Source organism: Ferrimonas kyonanensis DSM 18153 (assembly GCF_000425405.1).
Lineage (GTDB): Bacteria > Pseudomonadota > Gammaproteobacteria > Enterobacterales > Shewanellaceae > Ferrimonas > Ferrimonas kyonanensis.
Window position 1 is genome coordinate 92,424 of sequence record NZ_AUDJ01000024.1, and the last position, 24,945, is coordinate 117,368.

24 protein-coding genes and 1 pseudogene are annotated in these 24,945 nt (G+C 59.0%); 13 read left to right on the forward strand and 12 right to left on the reverse strand.

The features are described from left to right. Positions 1–50: 50 nt before the first annotated feature. The 3 genes from H598_RS0109765 to H598_RS0109775 form a co-directional block, all read right to left on the reverse strand. Positions 51–470, reverse strand: a complete 420-nt coding sequence (locus H598_RS0109765; protein WP_084144407.1) for a YbaN family protein — start codon at positions 468–470, stop codon at positions 51–53. Beyond that, complete coding sequence (locus H598_RS0109770) at positions 467–4,138, reverse strand: response regulator (RefSeq protein WP_245595583.1); 3,672 nt, start codon at positions 4,136–4,138, stop codon at positions 467–469. Before H598_RS0109770 ends, H598_RS0109765 begins: the two co-directional genes overlap by 4 nt. A 115-nt stretch (positions 4,139–4,253) precedes the next feature. Beyond that, complete coding sequence (locus H598_RS0109775; protein WP_028112869.1) at positions 4,254–5,645, reverse strand: PhoH family protein; 1,392 nt, start codon at positions 5,643–5,645, stop codon at positions 4,254–4,256. Between the two features lie 191 nt (positions 5,646–5,836). On the opposite strand from H598_RS0109775, the gene rapA reads away from it, so the two are divergent. Beyond that, positions 5,837–8,746, forward strand: a complete 2,910-nt coding sequence (gene rapA / locus H598_RS0109780; protein WP_028112870.1) for an RNA polymerase-associated protein RapA — start codon at positions 5,837–5,839, stop codon at positions 8,744–8,746. Positions 8,747–8,808: 62 nt separating this feature from the next. Here the strand turns inward: rapA and H598_RS0109785 are convergent, their stop codons facing one another. Then, positions 8,809–9,081: a hypothetical protein gene (locus H598_RS0109785; RefSeq protein WP_028112871.1), complete on the reverse strand. Its 273-nt coding sequence runs from the start codon at positions 9,079–9,081 to the stop codon at positions 8,809–8,811. Between the two features lie 254 nt (positions 9,082–9,335). On the opposite strand from H598_RS0109785, the gene H598_RS0109790 reads away from it, so the two are divergent. Further along, a complete protein-coding gene (locus H598_RS0109790; RefSeq protein ID WP_028112872.1) occupies positions 9,336–9,932 on the forward strand; it encodes a DUF3530 family protein in 597 nt (198 codons plus the stop codon). A gap of 216 nt (positions 9,933–10,148) precedes the next feature. Further along, positions 10,149–11,492, forward strand: coding sequence for a magnesium transporter (gene mgtE / locus H598_RS0109795; RefSeq protein WP_028112873.1), 1,344 nt, complete (start codon positions 10,149–10,151; stop codon positions 11,490–11,492). 45 nt (positions 11,493–11,537) lie between these two features. Here mgtE and H598_RS0109800 read toward each other — a convergent pair whose 3' ends face one another. After that, positions 11,538–13,370 (reverse strand): serine/threonine protein kinase, encoded by a 1,833-nt coding sequence (locus tag H598_RS0109800; protein ID WP_028112874.1) that lies wholly within the window; start codon positions 13,368–13,370, stop codon positions 11,538–11,540. Between the two features lie 175 nt (positions 13,371–13,545). Here H598_RS0109800 and H598_RS0109805 point away from each other — a divergent pair, with 175 nt between their 5' ends. Together H598_RS0109805 and H598_RS0109810 are read left to right on the forward strand one after the other, a co-directional pair. Further along, positions 13,546–13,905, forward strand: a complete 360-nt coding sequence (locus H598_RS0109805; protein ID WP_028112875.1) for a hypothetical protein — start codon at positions 13,546–13,548, stop codon at positions 13,903–13,905. Positions 13,906–13,967: 62 nt separating this feature from the next. After that, positions 13,968–14,621: a thiopurine S-methyltransferase gene (locus H598_RS0109810; RefSeq protein ID WP_028112876.1), complete on the forward strand. Its 654-nt coding sequence runs from the start codon at positions 13,968–13,970 to the stop codon at positions 14,619–14,621. Between the two features lie 23 nt (positions 14,622–14,644). Here H598_RS0109810 and H598_RS0109815 read toward each other — a convergent pair whose 3' ends face one another. Then, positions 14,645–15,547 (reverse strand): LysO family transporter, encoded by a 903-nt coding sequence (locus tag H598_RS0109815; protein WP_028112877.1) that lies wholly within the window; start codon positions 15,545–15,547, stop codon positions 14,645–14,647. A 218-nt stretch (positions 15,548–15,765) separates the two neighbouring features. Between H598_RS0109815 and H598_RS0109820 the strand changes: the two genes are divergently transcribed. Beyond that, positions 15,766–17,088: a DEAD/DEAH box helicase gene (locus H598_RS0109820; protein WP_028112878.1), complete on the forward strand. Its 1,323-nt coding sequence runs from the start codon at positions 15,766–15,768 to the stop codon at positions 17,086–17,088. A 58-nt stretch (positions 17,089–17,146) separates the two neighbouring features. Here the strand turns inward: H598_RS0109820 and H598_RS0109825 are convergent, their stop codons facing one another. The 3 genes and pseudogenes from H598_RS0109825 to H598_RS27100 form a co-directional block, all read right to left on the reverse strand. Beyond that, the gene (locus H598_RS0109825; RefSeq protein WP_028112879.1) at positions 17,147–17,503 is read right to left on the reverse strand and encodes a ribonuclease E inhibitor RraB; all 357 of its coding nucleotides are present in this window, start codon (positions 17,501–17,503) and stop codon (positions 17,147–17,149) included. A gap of 95 nt (positions 17,504–17,598) precedes the next feature. After that, positions 17,599–17,817, reverse strand: a pseudogene (locus H598_RS23910) (RNA-binding S4 domain-containing protein); the annotation flags it as partial. 111 nt (positions 17,818–17,928) lie between these two features. Beyond that, positions 17,929–18,063 (reverse strand): hypothetical protein, encoded by a 135-nt coding sequence (locus H598_RS27100; RefSeq protein WP_281171307.1) that lies wholly within the window; start codon positions 18,061–18,063, stop codon positions 17,929–17,931. 338 nt (positions 18,064–18,401) lie between these two features. Here H598_RS27100 and H598_RS0109840 point away from each other — a divergent pair, with 338 nt between their 5' ends. The 6 genes from H598_RS0109840 (at position 18,402) to H598_RS26750 (ending at position 21,486) form a co-directional block, all read left to right on the forward strand. Further along, positions 18,402–19,010: a hypothetical protein gene (locus H598_RS0109840; RefSeq protein ID WP_028112880.1), complete on the forward strand. Its 609-nt coding sequence runs from the start codon at positions 18,402–18,404 to the stop codon at positions 19,008–19,010. Then, positions 19,010–19,393 (forward strand): hypothetical protein, encoded by a 384-nt coding sequence (locus H598_RS25520; RefSeq protein ID WP_051252637.1) that lies wholly within the window; start codon positions 19,010–19,012, stop codon positions 19,391–19,393. Before H598_RS0109840 ends, H598_RS25520 begins: the two co-directional genes overlap by 1 nt. Beyond that, the gene (locus tag H598_RS23920; protein WP_051252638.1) at positions 19,386–20,045 is read left to right on the forward strand and encodes a hypothetical protein; all 660 of its coding nucleotides are present in this window, start codon (positions 19,386–19,388) and stop codon (positions 20,043–20,045) included. The genes H598_RS25520 and H598_RS23920 overlap by 8 nt, the downstream gene beginning before the upstream one ends. Positions 20,046–20,119: 74 nt before the next feature. Further along, the gene (locus H598_RS23925) at positions 20,120–21,025 is read left to right on the forward strand and encodes a viperin family antiviral radical SAM protein (RefSeq protein ID WP_035415771.1); all 906 of its coding nucleotides are present in this window, start codon (positions 20,120–20,122) and stop codon (positions 21,023–21,025) included. A gap of 65 nt (positions 21,026–21,090) precedes the next feature. Beyond that, entirely contained in the window at positions 21,091–21,291 is a 201-nt protein-coding gene (locus H598_RS25965) for a hypothetical protein (protein WP_084144409.1), read from the forward strand. A 57-nt stretch (positions 21,292–21,348) separates the two neighbouring features. Continuing rightward, positions 21,349–21,486 (forward strand): hypothetical protein, encoded by a 138-nt coding sequence (locus H598_RS26750; RefSeq protein WP_169629245.1) that lies wholly within the window; start codon positions 21,349–21,351, stop codon positions 21,484–21,486. 107 nt (positions 21,487–21,593) lie between these two features. On the opposite strand, the gene fis is transcribed toward H598_RS26750, so the two are convergent. From fis to prmA, 3 genes are all read right to left on the reverse strand, one after another. After that, a complete protein-coding gene (gene fis / locus H598_RS0109865; protein ID WP_028109733.1) occupies positions 21,594–21,899 on the reverse strand; it encodes a DNA-binding transcriptional regulator Fis in 306 nt (101 codons plus the stop codon). 26 nt (positions 21,900–21,925) lie between these two features. Next, positions 21,926–22,885 carry a tRNA dihydrouridine synthase DusB gene (gene dusB / locus H598_RS0109870; RefSeq protein ID WP_028112881.1) on the reverse strand — a complete coding sequence of 320 codons (960 nt, stop codon included), beginning with the start codon at positions 22,883–22,885 and terminating at the stop codon, positions 21,926–21,928. A gap of 196 nt (positions 22,886–23,081) precedes the next feature. Next, a complete protein-coding gene (gene prmA, locus H598_RS0109875) occupies positions 23,082–23,963 on the reverse strand; it encodes a 50S ribosomal protein L11 methyltransferase (RefSeq protein ID WP_028112882.1) in 882 nt (293 codons plus the stop codon). Between the two features lie 270 nt (positions 23,964–24,233). Between prmA and H598_RS0109880 the strand changes: the two genes are divergently transcribed. Then, positions 24,234–24,935, forward strand: a complete 702-nt coding sequence (locus H598_RS0109880) for a fumarate reductase cytochrome b subunit (protein ID WP_028112883.1) — start codon at positions 24,234–24,236, stop codon at positions 24,933–24,935. Positions 24,936–24,945 lie beyond the last annotated feature (10 nt).

Consider the following 24,945-nt stretch of genomic DNA (forward strand, 5'->3'; position numbering starts at 1 on the left):
TCAAGCCGGTGATTGAGGGTAAGTGGGGGAGTGTGAACCGGGTCACATTGTTAGTCGTGCAGACGGGGCAGCCTGGCCAGATGCACCGATACCGCTAAGCCGATGCCGGCCAGCAGCAGTTTTACCGCCAGCACCGGGGCCAGATAGATGGCGATCCCCATGCCAAACCAGATGCTGGCGATGCTGCCCCACAATTGACGCCGGGTCATCCCTTTACGTTCCAGGTAGTTACGCAGCACCGGCCCCAGCAGCCGGTGATTGAACAGCCACGCCTGCATTCGGGCCGATGAGCGGCTGAAACAGGCGGCGGCTAACAGCAGGAAGGGCACCGTTGGCAGCAGCGGCAAAAACATCCCCGCCAACCCCAGGGCGGCACAGAGGCTGCCCAGCCCGATCAGCAGGTAACGGGTCAGCGGGCGGCGCCGGTAGGTTTTGACCTTGGCCGGCGGCTCGATGGGGGCATTACTCATGTCTCGACGCCCTCACCCAGCCAGTGTTTCACGGTGGCGAACAGTTCCGGCAGGATAATGGGCTTGGTAATGTGGTCGTTCATGCCGGCGGCCAGACTCTTTTCGCGATCGCCACTCATGGCGTGGGCGGTCATGGCGATGATCGGCAACTGCTGCTCGTTGGCAAATTCGCGAATGGTGCGACAGGCGGTCAGGCCATCCATCACCGGCATCTGAATGTCCATCAGCACCAGATCGAACTCCTGCTCCTTGACCAGATCCACCGCGACCTGGCCATTTTCCGCGACGCTGACCTGATAGCCGGCGCTCTTGAGCAGTTCGGTGGCCACTTGCTGGTTGATGAGGTTGTCCTCCACCAGCAGGATGTGGGCCTGCTGAGCCGGGGCATCCTGCTCTGGGGTGATGTCCGGAGTCGACTCGATGTTGTCGTTGGAGAAGTTGCTGATCAGCACATCAAACAGCTTCGAGGCGTTGAATGGCTTTTGCATCACCGCCTGAATCTTTCCTTGCTGCACCTGATCCGACAGCGAGCTGCCGGTAAAGGCGGTCATGATCAGAATCACCGGTCGCCGCTCCAGGGTGCCGTCGGCCACCAGTCGGTCGATCTGGTTCACCACTTCGATGCCATCCATGTCCGGCATCATCCAATCCAGCAGCACCAGTTCCGGTTTGGATTGCTTGATGGCGGTGACCGCTTCCTGGCCGTTCTGGGCCAGATCGACGTGGAACTGGAAGTCCCGTAGGTAGGTGGAGTATATCTGCAGTGCGGTGCTGTTGTCGTCCACTACCAGCGCGGTGAGCTGATTGCCGTGGGGGGAGATCAGCTGGGTCTTCTGCGGTGGTTGCTCGACCCGCTTGGCGTCGATGGTAAAGCTGAAGGTGGAGCCCTCGCCGGGAACGCTGTGCACACTCAGATCGCCGCCCATCAGGTTGACCAGGTGCTTGCTGATGGACAGCCCCAGGCCGGTGCCGCCAAAGCGGCGGGTGGTGGAGCCATCGGCCTGGTTGAAGGCATCGAACAGGAACTTCTGTTTGTCCTCGTCGATGCCGATGCCGGTATCGCGGACCCAGAACTTGAGGCGGATGCGGCCGTTGTGCTCCTTGAGATCTTCACACCCCAGCTCCACTTCGCCGTGGTCGGTGAATTTGACGGCGTTGGACAGCAGGTTGATCAGCACCTGCCCCAGACGCAGGGGGTCGCCAATCAGGTGCAGGTTGGCACTGACCGAGGAGTACAGCTGCAGATCGACCTGTTTCTCCTGTGCCTTGAGCGAGTTGAGGCTGACGGCATGTTCCAGCACCTTATCGAGGCTGAAGCGGGTTTGTTCCAGCTCCAGCTTACCGGCTTCGATCTTGGAGAAATCGAGGATGTCATTGATGATCCGCAGCAGCGACTCGGCGCTGTAACGGGCCTTCTCCAGGTAGTCTTTCTGTTTGGCGGTCAGCTCGGTGCGCAGGGCCAGGTGCATCATGCCGATGATGGCGTTCATTGGCGTGCGGATCTCGTGGCTCATGTTGGCCAGGAATTCGCTCTTGGTGACGTTGGCCAGCTCGGCGTCCTGTTTGGCCTCCAGCAGGATTACTTCGTTGTCTTTCTGCTGGGTAATGTCTTTGTGGGTGCCGAGCAGTCGAATTGGCTCGCCTTCGTCGTCACGCTCCACCAGTCGACCCCGGGACAGAATCCAGCGGTAGTGGCCGTCTTTGCCCTTCATGCGGAACTCGATGTTGAACGGGGTGCTGGAGTCATCCAGGTAGGCGTCGATGTAGCTCTCCACCCGCTGCCGGTCGTCCGGGTGCATCAGCCGGTAGTAGGTTTCGATCAGCAGCGGGAATTCGCCGGACTCGTAGCCCAGCATGGTGTAGTAGGCCGGGTTACAGATCAGCTGGTTGGCATCCAGGTACCAATCCCAGACGCCGTCCTCCACCGAGTCCATGGCCAGGTGGTAGCGTTCTTCCGACTGTTTCAGCTTCTCCTGCTGTTCCGATTCACGGGTGATGTCGCGCCACACCCCAATCAGCCCCAGCAGTTCGCCGCGGCCGTTGTAGAACGGCAGTTTCAGGGTGTCGTACAGCACTGCCCGGCCGTTGTATTCGTTCTTCTCCCGGTAGCGCAGCGGCACTCGGTCGCGCAGTACCTGGGCGTCCTCCTCCGCCAGTTGCCGGCCTTTCTCGCCGTCGAGGATGTCGGTGACCGACAGCCCCAGCAATTCGCTCTCCTGGTGGCCGAACAGGGTCTCGGCAGAGCGGTTGCAGCCGAGGAAGCGGCCGTCCACGTCCTTGAACATGATCGCTTCCGGCATGGCGTCGATGAGCGAGCGCATCAGCGAGAAGTCGCGTTCACGGCGTTCATTGGCTTCGCGCAGGCGGGCGGTGCGCTTGGCCACCAGTTTGTCCAGGCGCCGATTCTGGGCCGCCAGATGCTGGGTGTATTGCTGATTCTCTTCAAAGGTGCGGGAGATCAGCTGGAACCAGGGCTCCCAGCCTTCGAGGATCCGCTTCGGCGGCGGTGTCGGTTGGTTGGCGCAGTCTTCCAGGTGGTTGAGCAGCTTGGAGGCCGGGCTGACGAAGGCGCGGCGGGTCAGCCAGTGGACCACGGTCACCAGCAGCGACAGGGCGATGATCACCATCAGGAAGGTGGATTCCAGTTTCTCCCAGGCGTCGGCCACCACCTCCTGCTCTGGCTGCAGATACAGCAGCGACCAGGGGGCGTTGGTGAGCTTGATGGCGCGCACGTAGTAGCCGTTGATCAGCTTGGCGTCGGTGTCGTCCAGCAGCCGCTCCAACGGCACGTTGTGAAGTTGCGCCGGAATGCGCTGGCTCAGGTGATAGGTGCGCGGCAATTCATCCAGGTGCATGTCCGGGTAGGACAACACGTTGTTGGCCCGGTCCAGCAGCAGCACCGTGCCCGGAAGATCGAAATAGCGCTCAATCTGCTCGGTCAGGGTCGACAGCCTCAGCTCCATGTAGATGGCGGCCAGGAAGGTGTCACCCACGTACACCGGAATGCCGACGGTGGTGGCCAGTTTGTCTTCGGCGTTGCGGTGGGCGTCGGACCAGAACACTTTGCGCTCCGGGTTGTTCTCCGGCTTGGCCATGTCAAACAGCGGGCTCTGCAACATCTGCGGCTCGAACTGATGCTCGGGGCCGGGCCAGGGGTAGATGGACATCATCTGTTGAGTCGACAGGTAGTAGATGCTGGCGCTCTTGGGGGCCATCTGTTTGGTCACCGGCAGGCTCAGGGACATCTGGTACAGGGTGTCGAGTTCGCGGTAGAACAGTTCCGAGCGCCCCTCCAATTGGCCCTTACCGGAGATGAAGCCTTTTTCGGCAAAGGTGTTGCGAGCGTTGCGGTAATCCGGGCGCAGCGAGAAGCGGTCGCCTTCGCTGACAAACTGGTGCCGAACCTGCAGCTGGGTCATGGAGGCGGCGTCGCTGTTGCGCATGTGGATGGCGGTAAACTCCTGCAGCGCTTGCACCGCCCGTATGCTGGCGTCCAGCAGCAACTCCACCTGATGGGAGTGCTGGGTGACCTGCTCCACTTTTTCGATCAACAGCTGCTGTTTCTGCTTGGTGAACACCATAGCGGCCACCACCAGCGACAGGATCACCACCCCGAGGTAGGTATAGAAAACCGCTTTGTTGTAGTTGTTGAGAATGGGTGTTTTCACAGTGTGCAACTCATGCCCGGCGCCAGAATCGAACGGTCAGTGTACCAAAGCTTTGGTCCAGTTGGGATTCTGTGGTGAGATTAGCGCCTGTCCCGTTCAGGAACAGGCGCGGGGATCAGAGTTCGTTTTCGGCGAACTTGGCCAGACGGGAGCGCACCACGCCATTGAGGTAGACGTTGGCACTGCCTTCGAAGTTCTTAAAGCGCTCCACCACGTAGGTGAGGCCGGAGGTGACGGCGGTGAGGTAGTTGGAATCGATCTGCGCCAGGTTACCGGAGCAGACCAGCTTGGTGCCTTCGCCCATGCGGGTAATGATGGTTTTCAGTTGCGAAGGCGTTAGGTTCTGGCACTCGTCCAGCAGCACAAAGGCATTCTGAATCGAGCGGCCGCGCATAAAGTTGATGGACTTAAACTGGATATTGGCCTTGTCCATGATGTACTGCAGGCTGCCGGCGGGACTTTCGTCCTGCTTGTGCAACACCTCCAGAGTGTCGGTGACCGCCGCCAGCCAGGGGGCCATCTTCTCCTCCTCGGTGCCGGGCAGGAAGCCGATGGACTCGGCGATCTCCGGCGTATTGCGGGTGACGATGACCTTATCGTAACGGCGTTGTTCCACCACCTGCTCCAGGGCGGCCGCCAGCGACAGCAGGGTCTTGCCCGATCCCGCCGGGCCGGTGAGAATCACCATGTCGATGCTGGGGTCCAGCAACGCCTGCAGCGCCATGCCCTGATAGACGTTCTTAGGGTTGATGCCCCAGGCGTGGTAGCCCATCAGCCGTTCCTGGCCCAGGTCCCGCAGCAGCACCTGCTGGTCATTGACCTCCTTGACCTGACCGCAGAACAGCTTGCTGTCGTCGATCAGGTACTGGTTGATGTACAGCGACTCCTCCGCCAACTCGTTGCGGGCCAGGGTGTGGTAGACCTCGCGGCCGCGCTGTTCGCTGCTGACCTCCTTAACCTGATCCCATAGGTTGCCCTCCAGTTCGGCAAAGCCCTTGGCCAGAAACTGGATGTCGTCCACCAGTTGATCGGTGCGGTAGTCCTCCACCTTTTTTAACCCGGCGCCCTTGGCCTTGAGGCGCATGTTGATGTCTTTGGTGACCAGCACAATCTCATCGTCGCTCTGCTGCTGCAGGTACAGGGCCGAGTTGATGATCAGGTTGTCGTTGTTGTCACCGGGCAGGGCCACCGGATTGGCAAACTGAATCTGGTGGTCGGGAAAAATCGACAGGGTGCCCAACTCGTCGTCGGGGGCGTTGGGGTGATTGAGCAGGACCCCTTGAAGGATCTCCTCCGGTGAGGCATCCACCAGGCAGTCTTCGAGGGTGCGGATGGCAACGCGGGCGTCGCGGCTGACGTCTTTACGGCGGTCTTTTATCTGGTCGAGTTCTTCAAGGACGGTCATGGGAATGACCACATCGTGCTCCTGAAAGGAGTAGATGGCGAGAGGTTCGTGCAGTAACACGTTGGTATCCAGCACAAAGCGTTTTTTCTTATCCCTAACCATGGCACCTCCACTATGCTTTATGGATTTAAGGCAAGGTTCTATAGCGATTAAGCGTTGCGCGTGCTTCAGTTCTACCATGGCAGAAGGCGGCGACTTTGGCTAGCACAAATTGAGGATGAATCACTGCCGCAGTTCCGGTAACATACGCCACCTTTTCAGCCTTCTAGCCCATATTAGGAGTCGTTTAGTCGATGTCATTTTCTCTCGGACAACGTTGGATCAGCGATGCTGAATCCGACCTGGGACTGGGTACCGTAGTCGCCGTCGAAGGACGGATGGTATCCGTACTGTTTCCCGCCACCGGAGACAACCGGATGTTTGCGCGGGAAGATGCCCCGCTGACTCGAGTGATTTTCAACCAGGGAGACACCATCACCAGCCACGAGGGCTGGACCCTGGAAGTGGACGCGATACACGAACAGGACGGACTGGTCAGTTACGAAGGCGTCCGCAGTGATACCAATGAGGTGGGGCTGCTGCGGGAAACCATGCTCGACCACCAGATTCGTTTCAATAAGCCGCAGGATCGCCTGTTTGCCGGTCAGATCGATCGCATGGAGTACTTCGTTACCCGTTACCTGTGCCAGCGACAGCGCTTCGGCATGCTGAAAAACCCGTTGCGCGCCCTGCAGGGCCCGCGGGCCGGCCTGATCCCTCACCAGTTGTTCATTGCCAATGAAGTGGGCAACCGCCACGCGCCACGGGTGCTGCTGGCGGATGAAGTGGGCCTGGGTAAGACCATCGAGGCCGGCCACATCATTCATCAGCAATTGCTGTCCGGCAAGGCGGAGCGGATTCTGATCCTGGTGCCGGAAACGCTGCAGCACCAATGGCTGGTGGAGATGCTGCGCCGTTTCAACCTGCGTTTCTCGCTGTTCGATGAGGAGCGCTGCATCGAGGCGCTGGCCGACTGCGACAACCCGTTTGAAACCGAACAACTGGTGATCTGCTCCCTGGACCTGCTGCGCAAGAAAAAGCGCCTGGATCAGGCCAAGGACGCCCCCTGGGATCTGCTGGTGGTGGACGAAGCCCATCACCTGGAGTGGAGTGAAGCGGCCCCGAGCCGCGCCTATCAGGTGGTGGAGACTCTGGCGCAGGAGATCGCCGGGGTGCTGCTGCTGACCGCAACCCCGGATCAGCTCGGCCACCAGAGCCACTTCGCCCGCCTGCGTTTGCTGGATCCGGACCGATTCTACGATTATGACGCCTTCCTCGAGGAGGAGACCAGTTACCAGCAGGTGGCGACCGCCGCCGATGCGCTGCTGGCCCAGCGGCCGTTGAGCGATGACGAACAGCAGGCGCTGGTGGCGCTGCTGGCGGAAAGCGACATCAGCGATGCCCTGGGTCGAATTCAGTCTGGCGACGAGGACCAGCGCCAGCTGGCCTGTCAGGAACTGGTGCGGGAACTGCTGGATCGCCACGGCACCAGCCGAGTGCTGTTCCGCAACACCCGCAGCGGCGTCAGTGGCTTCTGCGGCCGTGAGCTGCACACCTACCCGATGCCCCTGCCCAAGCAATACGCCACCGCCATGCGGGTCAACAGCATGCTCGGCGGCACTCAGAGCACCGACATCAAGCTGATGAACCAGCTGTACCCTGAAAAGCTGTACCAGGAGTTTGAAGGTGAGAGCGGCAACGCCAGTTGGTGGCAGTTTGATCCCCGGGTCGACTGGATGATGGAGTTCCTGAAAGCCAACCGCAGCAAGAAGGTGCTGGTGATCGCCTCCAAGGCCCACACCGCGCTGCAGCTGGAAGAGGCCCTGCGTACCCGTGAAGGGATTCTGGCGTCGGTGTTCCACGAAGGGATGTCGATCCTGGAGCGGGACAAGGCGGCGGCGTTCTTCGCCCAGCAGGAGGGCGGTGCCCAGGTGCTGATCTGTTCCGAGATCGGTTCCGAAGGCCGTAACTTCCAGTTTGCCCACCACCTGGTGATGTTCGATCTGCCGCTGAACCCGGACCTGCTGGAGCAGCGCATCGGCCGCCTGGATCGCATCGGCCAGACCCAAACGGTGCAGATTCATGTGCCGCTGCTGGAGGGCACGGCGCAGCAGCCGCTGCTGCGTTGGTACCACGAAGGGATGAACGCCTTTACCCACACCTGCCCGTCTGGCCACCTGATCCACAGTGAATTTGCCGACCAGGTGCGCAGTGAGCTGGCGGGGGAAACCGATGCCGGTGCCCTGGAGACGCTGATCGAGGCCACCGCGGCCCGCAATGCCGAACACCAGGCCAAGGCGGAAGCCGGTCGGGATAAGTTGCTGGAGCTCAACTCCAACGGCGGTCAGCAGGCGGCGCAGTTGGTGACGGCCCTGGAGCAGGCCGATGACGACACCGATTTCATCAGCTTTATGCTGAAGCTGTGGGACGTGATTGGGGTGTCTCAAGAGGACAAGGGGGAAAACGCGGTGGTGCTCAAGCCCACCGAGCACATGCTGTTCCCCAGCTACCCGGGACTGTCGGAAGAGGGCGCCTCGGTGACCTTCGATCGTGACACCGCCCTGTCGCGGGAAGACTTCCAGTTCCTGACGCCGGCGCACCCCTTGGTGGCGTCCGGCATCGACCTGGTGACCAGCGGCGATACCGGCAGTACCTCGGTGGCACTGCTGAAGAACAAGGCGCTGCCGGCAGGCACCCTGTTCCTGGAGATGATCTTCAAGGTCGAAGCCATCGCCCCGTCCGAGGTGCAAATCGGTCGCTTCCTGCCACCGACGCCGGTGCGGGTATTGATGGATAAGAGCGGCAAGGACCTGGCGCCCAACGTCACCTTCGACAGCTTCAACCGCCAGTTGATGCCGGTGAACCGCCATACCGCCAGCAAGCTGGTCAATGCCAGCCAGCCGGTGTTGCATCCGCTGCTCAAGCAGGGCGATGACTACGCCCAGGCGCAGATGACCGAACTGGTGGCCCAGGCTCAGAGTGAGATGGAGCAGCAACTGGGGGCCGAACTGGCCCGCCTGGAAGCGTTGAAAGCGGTCAACCCCAACATTCGTTCGTCGGAGCTGGATGCGGTGCGTGAGCAGATCAGCATGGTGACCGCCCATCTGCAGCGGGCGCAGCTGGAGTTGGATGCGGTACGGATGATCGTGGTGACGCCGGAATAGGCAATTTGGCTCAGCAAAAAGGCGACCCTCGGGTCGCCTTTTTTATGGCTCGGCGTTTAGGGTCAGTCCTGGCGGGAGTTGACCACTTCTCCTTCGATGATCACTCCTGAGGCATGGTCGACATCGGTATCCCGGGCACTCTGAGTGCGGCCCGGGCGGCGGTAACGCCAGGCGGTGTTCATGGCCCAGAACGCCAGGCTGCTCAGCAGCACCAGCGGCAGCATCAACAGCAGCAGCGGCACCATTAACAGCAGCAGAATCAGACCGGCACCAGAAGGTTTAATGATCCGGAATCGATGCTGCCAACCTGCAATGCCACTGGAAAACTGATTCATAATTGGCCCTTAAGTTACCTAGTCGATGGGGGAATGCGGCGCCGCTAAAGTCACGGGTATCACCGTCCATTTTATCTCTACTTAGGGCTTTGACAAGGAAAGAACGATTAAGTTTGCAACACTTTACCTCCAACAGGGGCGTCGGTCAGCCCGGGTTCAGCGAGGCCATGGTGGTGGAAAATTGGCGATAGCAACTTGGGTCAGGCCCCGGGGCAGTGATACATTGGCGCCACCGACGCTGCCGATGCCTGAATATGATTGCCCGTTTACTGTTGTCCCTGTTGTTGTTTTGTGGCCTGACTCAGGCCGGTGAGCCCAATCTGTACCCCAGCAACCTGGCGGGGGTGCGGGCCGAAGTGGTGTTGGTGGAGCCCCAGCGAGGCAGCCCCTACCCGGGTCTGGCTCAGGCGCTGATCGCCCAGTTGCCGGATCTGGGTTGGCAGGTGCGGCTGGTGCCGACCCTGCCCGAGGATCCCAGTGAGGTGCTGGGTGGCGACACCGTCTGGCTGGCCCAGGGGGAGGTGGTGGGCACCCTGGCAGCCAAATTGGCGGACGGCAAACTGGAGCCGCCATTGGCGCTGGTCAGCATTGGCGGGTTTCAGTGGCCGCAGCAGGACGTTCCCACCCTGGCGGCCCGACTGGTGATGCAGCCGTCGCCGGTGCTGGACGTGATCTCGGACTGGGATCATCCGCTATCCTTAGCGGGGCAGAAACAGCGTGCCATCGAAGCCAGTCGCAGCAACAAACGCAACTATCGGCAGTGGCGCAACTACCTGGATTACCAGCAGGTGGACGACCATCAGGAGCTGATCACCCGCATCCATGGCTGGCTGAGTCGACAATTGCGTTAACCGGGCCTCTATTGTCTTGATGTGGCTGATGAATGCGCCTACAATCGGCGCGCCTAATTATTTGAGTAAATCAAAAATGGACCCAAGCCCGAGTAGTCCCAGTTGGGACGAAACGAAAACCATAACTTACAATCTGTTTGACGGCCACGAAGTCCACTTCTCATAGGGATACTCTCCCTCCCTGCCTGCTTCGTAGCCCGCCTTTGGAGACGAAGCATGCAAAAAGACACCCTTTTTGCCACCTTAGAGCACGCCATGATTGCCGGCGACAAGCAGTCCGCCCGGGCGACGCTGGAACTGGCTCATGCCGCCGACATTGCGGCGGCGATCTGCGAATTTACCGCCGAACAGGCGGCCCGGTTCCTGTCGATGCTGTCGCTGCCGGATCACGCCAACCTATTTGGCTATCTGGAGCCACTGGCTCAGGCGGAGATCGCCCGCACCATGAACCGCAACGATCTGGCGGCGCTGTTTTCGCAGATGGAAGCGGACGAACGGGCGGATCTGTTCAACCGCCTGTCTGAAGAAGACCAGCACACCCTGTTGCCCGGCCTGGCCCAGGCGGAGCGGGAGGACGTTCGCCGTCTTGCCAGCTACCCGGAAGAGACCGCTGGCGCCCTGATGACCTCGGATTACGCCACCCTCAAGGGCCACTGGCCGGTGCGTAAGGCTTTGAAACGACTGCGACTGGAAGCGCCGGACAAGGAAACCATCTACCAGACTTACGTTATCGATGCCGATCGCAAACTGCTGGGCACGGTGTCGCTGCGGGAGTTGATCCTGGCCAACCCGGATCGCCTCATCGATGATCTGATGCGTACCGGCGTGGTGCACGCCCGGGTGGATGAAGACCAGGAAGAGGTGACCCAGAAGATTCGTCACTATGACCTGCTGGCCCTGCCGGTACTGGACGGTGATGATCGGCTGGTGGGCATCGTGACCTACGATGACGCCATGGACGCGGCGGTGGAAGAAGCCACCGAGGATGCGCAGAAGAGTGCATCGGTGGCCAAGCTGGACGCCCCCATGAACCAGGTCACCGGCTGGGAGTTGTACCGTAAGCGGGTGTTCTGGCTGGTACTGCTGGTGTTCGGTAGCCTGTTGTCCGGGGCCGGCATCGCCTATTTCGAAGACACCATCGCCAAGTACGTGGCGCTGGTGTTCTTTATGCCGCTGCTGGTGGGCAGTGGCGGTAACGCCGGTTCGCAGTCGGCGGCCCTGATGGTGCGAGCCCTGGCCACCGGTGAGGTGGACATGAAGGACTGGGCCAAGGTACTGGGGCGGGAGTTCCTGGTGGCCGGTGCCCTGGGGCTGACTATGGCGGTGGCGGTGTTCGCCCTCGGCTGGTTCCGCGGCGGCGCCGAGATTGCGCTGGTGGTGGCGTTTGCCATGGTGTCGGTGGTGATGGCCGGCTCCCTCATCGGCCTGTGTCTGCCGTTTATCCTCAGCCGGGTAAAACTGGACCCGGCCACCGCCTCCGGGCCGCTGGTAACCACCATTGTCGATGCCACCGGGGTGCTGATCTACTTCAGTTTTGCCACCATGATTCTCGATCTCTAAGCCGGCTTGCCCCGCACAGAAGAACGCGCCCGATGGCGCGTTTTTTTATGTCTTGGGCTGTCGCAGCCGAGCCAGGGTGGTGCGCGGCGGCGTCAGGTAGTGCACCGGATGACGTGGCCGGGGCACGAAGTGGCGGGTGTTCTTATAGGGCAGCTTCATAAAGCCGGAGATCCCCTGCTCCTGAATCTGGCTGACTTGGGCCAGGATCCGCTGCAGGCACTGGCTGAACTCCTGCTGCCGCTGCGGATCCAGCAGTTTCAGGTAGCTGTGCAGTTTCAGGTGAGTGGGCAGCACTTCGAAGATGATGCAGCCGGTGTGGTGAATGTCGTTGAGGCGGCCCAGTTCGGCCATGATGCCGGCGGGCAGGGACAGGTTTTCGTCCGGGTCGCGGCCATCTTCGAAGTAGCTGTGCAGCCGGGTTTTGTCCTCCAGCTCCGGCACCTCGGCCACCTCAAACGGGATCGCCTGCTCCGGCGCTGGCTGAAACGGCAGGCGGTCGTTGTCCCGCTCGATGTGCAGGGTATCGCGGGCGTTAAAGAAGCAGGCTTTGAACACCCCATGATGGGGAATCGACTGGGCCAGCCGCACCAGGTTGTTGACCGCATGGGCAAAGGGTGCCCTTAAGGTTGGGTCAAACAGGTTGAGGCTGGAGTCGATGGCGACCCCGCCGCCGTGCCAGTGCAGCGCCAGCCCGCCCAGGATTGGAAACTCGCCCAGGCGCCCTACGGCGGTGACAAACGCCTTTTCGCAGTCGCCCATGCCCACCAGGTAATCGCGGTAGTAGCGGTCGATCTGCAGATCGCCGCTGGGGGCCCGGCTGCCGGGGCTCAGGTGTTGCTGCAGAAACGATTTGCGCGAACTGTAGGCGACGGTATCGATGGCGTGACCGAACTGGTGTACCCACACCGGCAGTTGCGCAGTGATGGCAGGCTCGGCCTGCGACGGCGGCTGCCAGGCCGGGCCCCGGGTCAGGCGGTCGATGAAATGGTCGCCGCCCTGGCGCTGGCGAATGGGGTCGTCGCTGAGCATGGCATCCAGGGTGTCTGCCAGGGCCTTGGGCAACCCCAGGCTGGCGGCGGGCAACACGCTGTTGCCGAAGCGGGCCGGCAGTCCCGAGGCCAGCGAGTAGAGGGTGCCGGCCACCCCCTGTTCATCGAACCGCGGCGACGAGCTGTTGCCCGCCAACTGCTCGGCACCGATGAAGTAGAGATCGCCCATGCGAGCGTTGCTGCGCAGCGGCTCGCCGCCCACCCCCAGGCCGGTCTGAGCGATGGGCTCACCGCTGGCGTCCTGTTGGGCAAACACCGCCGAGCCCCAGTCGATCAGCGACAGGTGATGGTTGCTGGGATCAAACACCAGGTTGGAGGGCTTGATGTCGCCATGGACGATGGGGCGGGGCAGATCCTGCCTCAGGTAGCGCAGCAGTTGCGCCAGTTGCTGGGCGATGGGGGCCAGCCAGCTCAGGGGCAGGGGGCCACAGCGCAGGGCCAGCTGGGCCAGATCCCGGCCCGGGGCCAGGGTCATCACCATGATCCCCTGCAGTTTCAGCTGCTGGTAGCGGATCAGCTTGGGAATGTTGGGGTGGTCGACCTGCTCCAGCATCCAGGCTTCCTCCTCCAGCCGCGCCTGCAGATGGGCGGGTAGGGTGATGCGAGAGAATTTAAACACCTGTTCCTGGCCATTGGGGTGGCGACCGGCAAAGACGAAGCCATACACCCCCTTGCCGACGAAGCGGATGTGGCGGTAGCCGAGTCGGGCCAGCTGCTTTTCACACAGCCGTAACCACTGCTTCAGCTTCTGGGCATCGTGGTGACCAAGAAGATAAATCGACTGTTCTTCGGCGATGTAAAATTGCTGTAACGGCGCCGTGTCTGCCATGGAACTCCCTGTTTTACTGGCCATCGTGACGATTTGTCCGATTAAGTTACGCTTTTCTTCCCTGTTCAGCTTTGTAACCGCCACATAGAAGCGTTCACTTCTTTGATCGAAATCAATGGATTCGAGTTCGATTGTGTGATGATTGGATCCGCATTGTAACACGGGAGGGCTAGAGATGGCCGACGTTGCAGCCGCGCCCAAAGTCGCCGAGCTGATTGAATTGTTAAAATATCCGCGCAACAAAATGCGGGATAATATGGATGTGCGTTTTTGTCCTCACGCGGTGTTTTATAACCCGGTGGACGAACGCTGCATCTACTGTCACCAGGGTATGGAATGCAAATGGCTGAACCATAACGACGAGCTGGTGGCCAACGAAACCAAACCCCTGAAAGCGTTCCGCCGTGAACTGACTCAGGCCTGTGACTATGTCGAAGCCCAGTTGACCCCGGCACACCTGTCTCGCCGAGCCTGCAGTTGCGACAACTGCAAGTGGCTGGAGAAGGTTCGCATCGTATTGGATCAGGAGTGGTAGTGTACAACCGCTGACAGAGCCGTTAAGGTGCCAGGCTTGTTTCTAGCAGGATTGGCAAAAAAATGGACGCAGCATTTTGGCACGATAAGTGGGACCGCCAGCTTATCGGCTTTCATCAGGACGACATAAATCCCTTTCTAAAACGCCACTGGCCCGCGATTTCTCATTCGCCGGGCCGGGTTTTGGTGCCCCTGTGCGGCAAGTCGCTGGACATGGTCTGGCTGGCGTCGCTGGGCGACGACATCGTCGGCAGCGAACTCAGTGAATCGGCGGTGCGCAGCTTCTTTAACGAACAACAGCTCGAGCCCGTCTCCGACACTCACGGCGAGCTGACTCGTTTCTGCGACGGCCCGTTCGAGCTGTGGCGGGGCGACCTGTTTGCCCTCAGCCCTGAGCACATCAAACCGGTGACCGCCTTCTACGATCGCGCCGCCCTCATCGCCTTGCCGGAACCGATGCGGCAGCGTTACTGGCAGCACCTGGCCAGCCTGCTGCCCGCCGGCACCCCCGGATTGCTGATCACCCTGGATTACCCGCAGCAGCAGTTGTCCGGCCCGCCGTTCAGCGTGACCGAGTCCTGGGTGCGACAGCACAGCGAGGGCCTGTTTGAGGTGGAGTTGCTGGAGCGCAGCGACGTGCTGGCGGACAACCCCAGGTTCGTGAAAAAGCAGGTGGCGAGTCTGGACGAGTTGGTGTTCAAGCTGACCCGGTTGTAAGCCGGGTCAGTATGCTGTCGTGGCTACGCCAGCGACAGCAGGAACGGGATCAGTACCGGGCTGGCCAGGCTCAGCAGGAAGCCGGACACAATGGCCACCGGCACCACCGGGGCGCCGCCGGTCTGCTGCAGCACCGGCAGGGTGAAGTCCATGGCGGTGGCACCGCCGTAGCCGATGGCCGACGCCGGCGAGCGGCGCATCAGCATCGGAATGATCACGATGGCGATCAGTTCACGGCTGAGATCGAACAGGAAGGCCACCGACCCCATCACCGGTCCCAGGCCGTCGGTGATCAGGATGCCGCTGAGAGAATACCAGCCAAAGCCGGCGGCCAGGGTGACGCCGTGAATCACCGGCAGCCCGGCGATCAGCGCGGTCAGGGCGCCGGCCAGCAGCGAGGTGCCGGCGACGATGGCGGCAATGGCCAACCCCCTGGGGTTGAGTAAAATGGCTCGCAGTCCCAGGTTGGAGGCCCGCAGCTGAATGCCGATCAACCCCAGCAGTAGCATCAACGCGGCGTTGGCCCCGGACTCAATGGCATGATGGCCGATGGGCAGCACCAGCCCCAGCGCCACCCCGCCGATCACCACCGCCGCCAGTTTCAGCGATTCCAGCATCATCTTAGCCAGCGGCTGCTGGCCGTTGCTCAGGGTCAGGGCCATGGGCCAGCGCCGATCCACCAGCGGCAACAGCGCCAGGTTCAGCACCAGGCTCAGGCCAATCAGCAGCGCCACCAATTGCAGGATGCTGCTCAGCTCGCCAGCCAGGTTGTCCACCTGGGCCAGCGACAGGCCCATTAACGCCAGAATCAGATAGACGATGGCACTCAGCAGCTTATCGATGCCGGTCAGCAGGGCCGGGCGGGTTACCGGGACCAGATAGCCGGCAAACAGAGGTAGAAGAATAACCAGAGATTCGAAGGACATGGCGCTGTTGGTTGTGAATACGAAGGCTGGCAGAGTAGCAGCCAGACTCAGGCACCACAACCATGGTGACCAGGGTCATAACCAGCGCCCATGGCGCCCATAGTCGCGGCTTCTGTCCGCTGGCGGGTTCGGGGCCACAATGGCGGTGCCGATGGCCTACTTCCGCCCGGGTTTGGTGTATACTGGGCGCTTTATGACATCCCGCAGGAGACACCCCTTTGCAATTTAAAGAACTGGGCTTGGATAAGCGCTTAGTGGAACGTATGGATCATCAGGGCTTTCAAGGTGCCACTGAGATTCAGCAACAAGCCATTCCGGTGGTGATCGCCGGAAAAGATCTGCTGGCCTCCTCCAAAACCGGGTCCGGTAAAACGCTGGCCTACCTGTTGCCGGCGATGCAAAGGGTGATCAAGCAAAAGGCGCTCAGCAAGCGCGATCCCAGGGTGGTGGTCTTGGCCCCGACCCGGGAACTGGCCAAACAGGTCTACGGTCAACTGCGCGGCCTCACCGCCGGCAGCAACGTCAAAGGGGTGCTGATCCTCGGCGGTGAAGACTTCAACCAGCAGAGCAAGGCGCTGGCCAAGGATCCGCAGTTTGTGATTGCCACCCCGGGGCGGCTGGCGGATCACCTGGAGCACGGTCACCTGGAGCTCAAGGGGCTGGAGATGCTGATTCTGGATGAAGCGGATCGGATGCTGGATCTGGGTTTCTCCAAGCAGCTGACTGCCATCCATAAGGCCGCCGACCACCGTCGTCGGCAGACGCTGATGTTCTCCGCCACCCTGGATAACGCCGTGGTTAACGAGTTTGGCGCCGATCTGTTGTCGGCCCCGGCCCGAGTGCGTATCGATGCCGAGCAGCAGATGCATGACAACATCAGCCACAGCTTCCTGCTGTCGGATCACCTGGATCACAAGCAGGCGCAGCTGATGGCGCTGCTCAAGCAGCGAGACTACAAGCAGGCGATGCTGTTTACCGCCACCCGCGGCGATACCGAGCGGCTGGCCAACTGGCTGGCGGAGCAGGGTTTTTCCACTCTGGCCCTGTCCGGCGATCTCAACCAGGCGGCGCGCAACCGCATCATGGACGAGTTTGCCGCCGGTAAGGCGCAGTTGCTGATCACCACCGACGTGGCCAGCCGCGGCCTCGACATCAGCCAGGTGCAGCTGGTGATCAATTTCGACCTGCCCAAACACTCGGAAGAGTACATTCACCGGGTCGGCCGTACCGGCCGTGCCGGAGCCAGCGGCGCGGCGGTGTCTCTGGTGGGACCGAAAGACTGGGCGGCAGCCATGGCGCTGCAGAGCTTCCTCGGTCACAGCTTGAGCTTTGACGCCTTGGAAGGGCTGGAGGCCAAGTTTACTGGTCTGAAGCCGAAAAAAGCCCCGGCCAAGGCCAGCGATAAGGCGACCAGGACTAAGGCTAAACCGGCTCGTGCCCGCAAATCGGCGGCGCCGAAGAAGGTCAAGAAGACCGCCTTTGTGCTCAAAGACGTCGGTGATGTGCCGTTCGGCAAGAAGAAGGCGCCCCAGGGCGACTAAGGCCATTGGTCAGGCACAAAAAAACGCGCTCAAGGGCGCGTTTTTTTGTGGAGTGGTCTTAATCCAGACCGTCGTCGCTGTCGTCGTCTTCCGGCTCCAGCATGCCCCAGCCGTCCACCTTGCCTTTGTACTGCTTGCACAGGGCCTGCAGGGTGGTTTCGATGTCGTTGATGGGGCCATGCTCAGGCACCATCTCTTTGATCAGCCGCAGCTCCCAGTCACCACTTTGTTCGTTGTGGTTCAGAAACAGGCCACAGCCCTCAAACTCTTTTTGGACCCGCTCGGCGGCACGTTGGCCCTTGGCTTCGTCGGCAAACAGCACGTAGAAGTCCAGCATGTAGGGCTGGCTGAGATCGATGCCTTCGTCTTGCATCAGTTGCAGCAGTTCGCCGGTGGGGTCATTGGGAAAAGACATGGATACCTACTCGATGGTTAAAACTGAATAGAGGGGCGAGGTTTCTTCCTGGCCACCTTGGGTTTGTCGTTGCTGGCGGGGCGGGCCTCGGCACTGGCGGCGCCGATGCTGACCTGTTCGCCATTGAAGGCCACCACGTCGCCTTCAACCAGCTTGCAGCGCTTGCGGGTTTCCACCTGGCCATTGACCTCCACCAGGCCTTCGGCGATCACCAGCTTGGCGTCGCTTCCGGAGCCGACCCAGGCCTGAATCTTAAGTACTTTGTACAGTTCGACAAAGTCGCAGCCGGGCATCAGTGGCAGTTGTTCGCTCATTGTGGCGTGTCCTCACAGTGTAATGGCCTCATTATAACGGCAAACACCGGTGAACTGGGAGCGACAGGAGTAAGAAAAAAAAGGTGCAGCCTGGGGTTTGTGGTCTGCACCTCAAGGTAACGCTCTGGGTTGGGACAGGTGAGCGTCGATCGGTTCCGGCACAAAGCCACTGATGGCGGTATTGCCCATCAGGATCACCGCAATGCTGTCGACCCCAGGGGTGTTGGTGTTGTCGACCCGATCCAAGCTACGGCGCCAACGGGCCGGGCACAAGGGCGCATGCTTGCCAGGCGCGTAAGTGATTGACCCCAGTAGGAGTGAAAAAAGGCAGATAAATTGGTGGGATACAAAAAAGCCCGCCACGGTTTCCCGGGCGGGCTTTTGAATCAATACTTCAGGGCCATGCCCTTAGCTACGGGACCCCTTTGGTAGAGGTTTACTGCTGAATTGGAGTCGAAGGTGAAAGTATTGGTTTGAAGTGACTATGGTTCTGTGCAAGAGTACGACCCCATTAAAAAAGTTATTAATTTTTAGTGGCTTGTGTCTTTGTTTGGCCGATCCACCCCATTCTTCAAGGATGAAAAATGAAATCGATATTGAATACCCTCGACGTACTTCTGGGCCACCTGGTGGCCGGAGGGATGACGTTAGTCCTTTATTTCTGCCTGGCAGTGGTAGCGATCGTTTCTCTGGTTGCGATACCGGGTACTTTTTTTGAGTATGCCTCTGGAATCAGTGATCTGGACTTGTCTGAAATCGGGGTGCTGTTGTTGCTCGGGTTGGTCACATGGCGATTTTTCAGCAGAGGGAAATCGCAATACTGGACCCCCTGGCAGTTAATATGCCGTTTTGTCCATGTTGTTGCCGTCAGTGTAATGGTCATGGCCTTCATTTTGTTCGGCGTTATGGTTCGGGTGTTGTGGATGCAGGGAACTTTACAGCTGAGTGATTTTGCTCGAGCTCAGGAGTTGGTCACCTTTGCCGCTAACCTGATCATTATCATAACTGTCTATGCTGCGACCCCGCTGCCTCCTGTGTTCAACAAAGGCAAAGGTCGCGATCCCGTCGCCTCCGCAGAGCCTGACATGGTCGATTCGGTCGATGACTTGAATCGCACTGCCGACAATGCGGGAGGCGTGCTTTCTAAACTGAAGAGCCTGAATTTCCCTCAAAACCCATGGAAGAATGCCTGATGACTGACTTTAAACGCGGCCTGTTGGTCGCCTTGATGCTGGTGAGCGGTTCACTTCAGGCGAAAGAGATGCCATTTGGGGCCGATGATGCTCAGCTTTTGCAGCAGTCGTGCCGGGAAGTGTTGGAGATCTTTGAGCGCAAAAACCAGGCGGCATCGTACGCGGCAGTGCACACCTCTCTGGCGGAAGCGATGCGGGCCGGGTACTGCATCGGCGTGGTGGTGCAGTACAGCCAACAGTCTCACGACTGTTATTCGAGTCGCTACGTGCGCAGCAGCTGGTTTGAGATGGCCAAGGCCATTGCCAATGAGTCTATTGGGGAAATGGCGCTGAAACGTACTGATGTGAGCGATTTGTTGCACCGGGCGTACTGCTATGACTAGTCGCCTTACGATTCCTGAAGCTATCAGGCAGCTGTTTGATCTAGACATGGCCGGGCTGAGCCCTCAGTTGAAGAACAAAGCGATGTCATTGGTACGTAATGGCTTGATAAAGGTAGAGAAGGAGTCGAAGGTTCAGCGGAAAACGCTGTATCTGGCGCCCGGGCAGTTGACCGTGCTGTACAACGCCCTGCTGCTTAACGCGGTGTTTCCTGACCCCAAACAGGTCAAGGCCATATTTACCCAGTCCCTTCAACGTCAACACTGCGCCGGCATTGTTCAGTCGATGTTTGAAGGCAGCAACTCCTTGATGGGAATCGCCCTCAGTAGCTCTGCCGCGCGGGAGTTTACTCTGGCCCTGGCGGGAGATTTTGATCTATACAACAATCGCTTGCCTAACCCGTTTTCGGTGCTGCCCCAGTTGGCGCTGGGAGACAACTTGAATTTAATGTATGCACTCCTGGCCCAATCTGCGGCGATAAATCCGGCGGATAATCTGTTGCTGGCTTATCTGCAAGGGGACTTGGATAAGGCCACGACGCTGCTCTCTTCAATGGATAATGATGCTGTCGAACCGCTGCGGCTTCATATAGAGAAAGCGCATAGACAGGCGGTTGAGTTTGATGACCTTTTGGAACAGTTCAGAAATCTGTAGTTTCTTTCATTAATGGCTTGTTAGTGCATTGCACTGAGTGAACCTGCGTTTGTCATCAACAAACGGAGCTTACTATGACAAGCGTGAATGAGATGGTCATCAACTTTCATATGACCGAAACCTGTAACTACCGCTGTGAGTATTGTTATGCCACCTGGGAAGGCAATGATTCACAAGCGGAGTTACATCACTCCTTCGGGGATATCCAATCCCTGTTACGTAAACTGTCGAACTATTTCTTTACCAGTAATGCCCTGAAAACGGCCTTGGGGTATCGCGCGGTCAGAATCAACTTTGCGGGTGGCGAACCGGTGATGCTGGGGGGACGCTTTGTCAAAGCCGTACTGCTGGCAAAGTCCCTGGGGTTTCGTACATCGATAATCACCAACGGCCACCTGCTGTCTACAACGATGATGCGCCGCATCGGCCCTCATTTAGACATGCTGGGATTGAGTTTGGACACGTCGGACGCCCTGTTGGCGCAAAGCATCGGACGGGTAGACCGGAAAGGTGCCTGGTTATCACCTGAAAAAGCGTGCGACATTGTGTCTGCCTACAGGCAAGCGAACCCATCCGGAACGGTCAAGATCAACACCGTCGTTAATGCCTTCAATTGGCGAGAAGATATGTCGTCGATGGTCGTGCAGTTGCAGCCTGAACGGTGGAAATTACTGCGGGTACTGCCGGTTTACACCCACCAGTTGACGGTCACGTCTTCCCAGTATCGAGCCTATGTTGAACGGCATGCGGCGTTTTCTGACGTTGTCACTATCGAAGACAACCACGATATGTGGCAGTCCTATTTGATGCTGAATCCACAAGGGTGCTTCTATCAAAATTCCGCTGCCTGTCAGGGCGTGGTTCAAAGCCCACCGGTTCTGGAGGTTGGCGTAGAGGCGGCATTGGAGTCTATCGACTTCAATGTACAGGCCTTTGCCAAGCGTTACCCACACACTCATTCAGATGCTTCCCAAGCCTGATTCACCCGTTGGAAGAGTTCGTTTTCCATGGCGTGGCTGGCTGCGGGCTCGAATGGAGTTACTCGATGAAAAGATACAGTACAGATAAGGACATTAACTTGCTGGTGCATCAACTGTTGTACCGCCAGGGCTGGACCATCAGGCGAGGGCGCCACCCGGTGCTGATTGCTCCGTCAGGGAAGCGGTTGGCGGTGCCCAGTACTCCAGGGTCACCAAGCTCCTATTTGAACTTTCGTCTCGAGATTCGGCGTTTGCAGAGGGAATGACCAGGATTGCATTGCCGGTTTCGAGTTCATTTATTGCCAACAACCAAGGAGGGCTTTATGCCTGATACCTCAGAAATGTCACAGGATGAATTGGACATCTGGTCGGATATTAATAATCCGAATAACGATGCCGATATGGATGACTGGGCAGATGCTCATAACCCTAATAATGACAACTATTTGGGAGAGGAGTAGTGGGATTAACCCGTTCACCCCTAGCTGGTGATATGGGTTAAGAAAGCAAAAAAGCCCGCCACGGTTTCCCGGGCGGGCTTTTGAATCAATACTTCAGAGCAATGCTCTTAGTTCATGCCGTACTTTTTCAGCTTCTTGCGCAGGGTACCACGGTTGATGCCCATGATGTTGGCTGCGCGAGTCTGGTTACCGCGGGTGTACTGCATGATGATGTCCAGCAGAGGCTGCTCTACTTCGCACAGTACCATCTCGTACACTTCTGAGGCTTCTTGGCCGTCCAGCTGCGCAAAGTAATTGCTTACGGCGCGTTTAACGGAGTCGCGTAACAGTTGAGGCTTAACGGTACCGTTAGGAGTCTCGATTTGGCCTACTGTCAGTTGTGCTTCTGGATGGGAGTTCTGCTGATCAAACATACTGCCTTGCTCTTCAAATAAATTTGTTAAACCTGGTCAAAAAAACGCGTCAACGCTTCGACTTGCGCTGTGGCACTTTCTAAACGATTAAAATCGCTTCGCACGGCGTCCTGCTGCTGATGCGACAGATACCACCCCACGTGTTTACGGGCGATGCGAAGACCGCGCTCGTCGCCGTAAAACCCGTGCAGGGTATCCAGATGCTCTAGCATGATGCCCCGCACTTCTTCCTGATTGGGGGCCGCTAACTGGGTACCGGTGCGAAGAAAGTGGTCAATCTCTCGAAACAGCCATGGCCGTCCCTGCGCCGCACGACCAATCATGATCGCATCGGCGTTGGTGTCGGTCAGGACCTGACGCGCTTTCTCCGGACTGTCGATGTCCCCATTGGCGATTACCGGTATCGACACCGACTGCTTAATGGCAGCGATGGTGTCGTATTCCGCGTGCCCTTTGTACATGCACTGTCGAGTGCGACCGTGCACGGCCAAGGCCGCGATACCGTGCTGCTCAGCCAATTGAGCGATATCAACGCCATTTCGATGTTCTGGATCCCAGCCGGTGCGGATCTTCAGGGTCACCGGTACGTCTACGGCCCCTACGACCGCGTCCAGTATTCGGCTGACTCTGTCGGGTTCCCGCATCAACGCGGACCCAGCCATCTTCTTATTCACTTTTTTTGCCGGGCAGCCCATGTTGATGTCAATGATCTGGGCACCGCGTTCGACATTCAAACGGGCGGCCTGAGCCATTAACTCTGGTTCTGCACCTGCGATTTGCACTGAACGAATTCCATCTTCGCCACTGTGGTCCATCCGCGACCGCGATTTGTCCGTATCCCAAACCCTGGGATTCGATGACAACATCTCAGACACGGCTAACCCTGCGCCTAATCGGCGACACAGCGTTCGGAAAGGAAGATCAGTAACACCTGCCATAGGCGCCACGATCAGCTGGTTGTCCAGTTGATAGGGTCCAATGCGCATGATTAAAAATCTCCTCGTACGTTCACGAGGGAGCGCATGTTACTCCTTTTTGGCAGTGGTGGGAAGGTTAATAAATGTACGAGAAGTAATTTTTTTGCTTGACATTGATCTAGGATCATCAATGTTAACAGGCTGGCCGAAGTAAGTGGGTGCTCACATACTTCGGCAGGCCTATTTTCTGGTCGTTTTTTAGGCGTTATTTCTTCACGCCGCTGATTCGACACCAATCTTCCATAAAGGCGGTGTCATCCAGCTCGAACCACTGACTGTAAATTTTGCGAAGGTCGTCATTCTGCTCTTGCAGCAAACCGGACAGGGCCAGCTTGCCACCGGGCTTCACCAGCGCGGCGATCACCGGCGCCAGTTCCCGCAGCGGACCGGCCAGGATGTTGGCGATCAGCACGTCGGCCTGCACCTGTTGCGGCTGGTCTTTGGGCAGGTACAGCGACAGCCGATCGCTGACGCCGTTGCGGCTGGCGTTGTCGTTACTGGCGGTCAGGGCCTGTGGGTCGATGTCGATGCCGACGCAGTGCTTGGCACCCAGCTTCAGTGCGGCTACCGCCAGAATGCCGGAGCCACAACCAAAGTCGACCACCTGCTTGTCGGCCATCTCCAGGCCATCGAGCCACTCCAGGCACAGGGCGGTGGTGGGGTGAGTACCGGTGCCGAAAGCCAGACCCGGGTCCAGCAGTACGTTGACCGCTTCCGGTTCCGGGGCTTCGTGCCAGCTTGGGCAGATCCACAACCGCTTGCCAAACTGCATTGGCTTGAAGTTGTCCATCCACTCCCGCTCCCAGTCCTTGTCTTCCAGGGCTTCCACTTTATGGGTGAAGCCTTGGCCCAGCTCGGGCTGCTGCTCCAGCAGGGCGACAATCTGCTTCATGTCGGTAATGGCGTCGTACAGGCCAATGACATCGGTGTCACCCCAGAGGCGGGTTTCCCCTGGCATCGGCTCAAACACCGGAGTGTCCTGGGCGTCGACAAAGGTCACGGAGACGGCACCGGTTTCGGTCAGGTGGTCGCCAATGGTTTCGGCCTGCTCGCCGCTGGTGTTAATGCGGATTTGAATCCAAGGCATAGTGTGCTCGGTATCTAAGCTATGAGAATGGCGCTTATTGTATGCGACAACGGCCTTGGCTGCACCCAACGAGCGGTCTAACCCTTTAGCCAATAGCAGAATCGTCGAGCTTTTGTTCGAATTCGGGGCTTTTGTGATTGATTTCACATGAGCTGAATTCGGCTTGGTGATCTTGATCAATAGATGGCACTTTACTCCTTAACGAGTGCGGTTTCGGACTTTATGTTTGTTGCTCCTCGTACTGACCCTACAACAATAATAGGTTTGACTATGACCCCTAAAGGAGTAAGCGGTCGCACTGCGGCGCGATTGGATCGCTGGCAAGGGCTATCCGGCGCGGCACTGGCTGCCTTCCTGCTGTTCCACCTGCATTTCGAGTCCAGCATTCTGTTCGGTAAAGAGGCGTTTTACCGGGTAGTGCGCATTCTCGAGGCGGGTTTCCTCGACCCTGCCGGTCACGGCTTTCCGGCCTTGACCGTACTGGTGGCACTGACTCTGTTTGTGCTGCTGCTGATTCATGCCATCACCGCCTTGCGACGTTTCCCTCAGAAATACCGTCAATGGAAGGCGTTGAAACAGCAAGCGGTGACCTTTCCGCATCTGGACACCCGCTTGTGGCTGGTGCAACTGATCACCGGCTTTTCGCTGTTCTTCCTGGTGCCGGTGCACCTGCTGGGGGTGATGCTCGATCCCGCTGCCATCGGTCCCAACCAGTCGGCTTACCGCATCGTCGAGCAGGGCTTTGGCTGGCTCTATCTGCTGCTGATGCCGGCGGTGGTGTTGCACGCGGTCATCGGCGTATACCGACTGGCACTGAAATGGTTTGGTGACAAAGTCAGCCGCGGCGTCAGCCAGAAGCTGGCCCTGGCCATCGGCCTGTGGCTGCTGCTGATCGGCACCGCCAGCCTGGTGACCTGGCTGATCGTCGGCCAGTCGCTGACTCTCCCCGTTACCCCCTACAGCCCCAATTAAGGAACAATAA

Coding starts and splice junctions, on each gene's coding strand:
- H598_RS23920 (WP_051252638.1), top strand. CDS start 19,386: ATGACTAGTCGCCTTACGATTCCTGAAGCTATCAGGCAGCTGTTTGAT.
- H598_RS26750 (WP_169629245.1), top strand. CDS start 21,349: ATGCCTGATACCTCAGAAATGTCACAGGATGAATTGGACATCTGGTCG.
- H598_RS0109880 (WP_028112883.1), top strand. CDS start 24,234: ATGACCCCTAAAGGAGTAAGCGGTCGCACTGCGGCGCGATTGGATCGC.
- H598_RS0109790 (WP_028112872.1), top strand. CDS start 9,336: ATGATTGCCCGTTTACTGTTGTCCCTGTTGTTGTTTTGTGGCCTGACT.
- H598_RS0109840 (WP_028112880.1), top strand. CDS start 18,402: ATGAAATCGATATTGAATACCCTCGACGTACTTCTGGGCCACCTGGTG.
- H598_RS0109825 (WP_028112879.1), bottom strand. CDS start 17,503: ATGTCTTTTCCCAATGACCCCACCGGCGAACTGCTGCAACTGATGCAA.
- H598_RS0109775 (WP_028112869.1), bottom strand. CDS start 5,645: ATGGTTAGGGATAAGAAAAAACGCTTTGTGCTGGATACCAACGTGTTA.
- H598_RS0109785 (WP_028112871.1), bottom strand. CDS start 9,081: ATGAATCAGTTTTCCAGTGGCATTGCAGGTTGGCAGCATCGATTCCGG.
- H598_RS0109810 (WP_028112876.1), top strand. CDS start 13,968: ATGGACGCAGCATTTTGGCACGATAAGTGGGACCGCCAGCTTATCGGC.
- rapA (WP_028112870.1), top strand. CDS start 5,837: ATGTCATTTTCTCTCGGACAACGTTGGATCAGCGATGCTGAATCCGAC.
- fis (WP_028109733.1), bottom strand. CDS start 21,899: ATGTTTGATCAGCAGAACTCCCATCCAGAAGCACAACTGACAGTAGGC.
- dusB (WP_028112881.1), bottom strand. CDS start 22,885: ATGCGCATTGGACCCTATCAACTGGACAACCAGCTGATCGTGGCGCCT.
- H598_RS0109800 (WP_028112874.1), bottom strand. CDS start 13,370: ATGGCAGACACGGCGCCGTTACAGCAATTTTACATCGCCGAAGAACAG.
- H598_RS0109765 (WP_084144407.1), bottom strand. CDS start 470: ATGAGTAATGCCCCCATCGAGCCGCCGGCCAAGGTCAAAACCTACCGG.
- H598_RS25965 (WP_084144409.1), top strand. CDS start 21,091: ATGAAAAGATACAGTACAGATAAGGACATTAACTTGCTGGTGCATCAA.
- H598_RS23925 (WP_035415771.1), top strand. CDS start 20,120: ATGACAAGCGTGAATGAGATGGTCATCAACTTTCATATGACCGAAACC.
- H598_RS25520 (WP_051252637.1), top strand. CDS start 19,010: ATGACTGACTTTAAACGCGGCCTGTTGGTCGCCTTGATGCTGGTGAGC.
- H598_RS0109805 (WP_028112875.1), top strand. CDS start 13,546: ATGGCCGACGTTGCAGCCGCGCCCAAAGTCGCCGAGCTGATTGAATTG.
- H598_RS0109815 (WP_028112877.1), bottom strand. CDS start 15,547: ATGTCCTTCGAATCTCTGGTTATTCTTCTACCTCTGTTTGCCGGCTAT.
- prmA (WP_028112882.1), bottom strand. CDS start 23,963: ATGCCTTGGATTCAAATCCGCATTAACACCAGCGGCGAGCAGGCCGAA.
- mgtE (WP_028112873.1), top strand. CDS start 10,149: ATGCAAAAAGACACCCTTTTTGCCACCTTAGAGCACGCCATGATTGCC.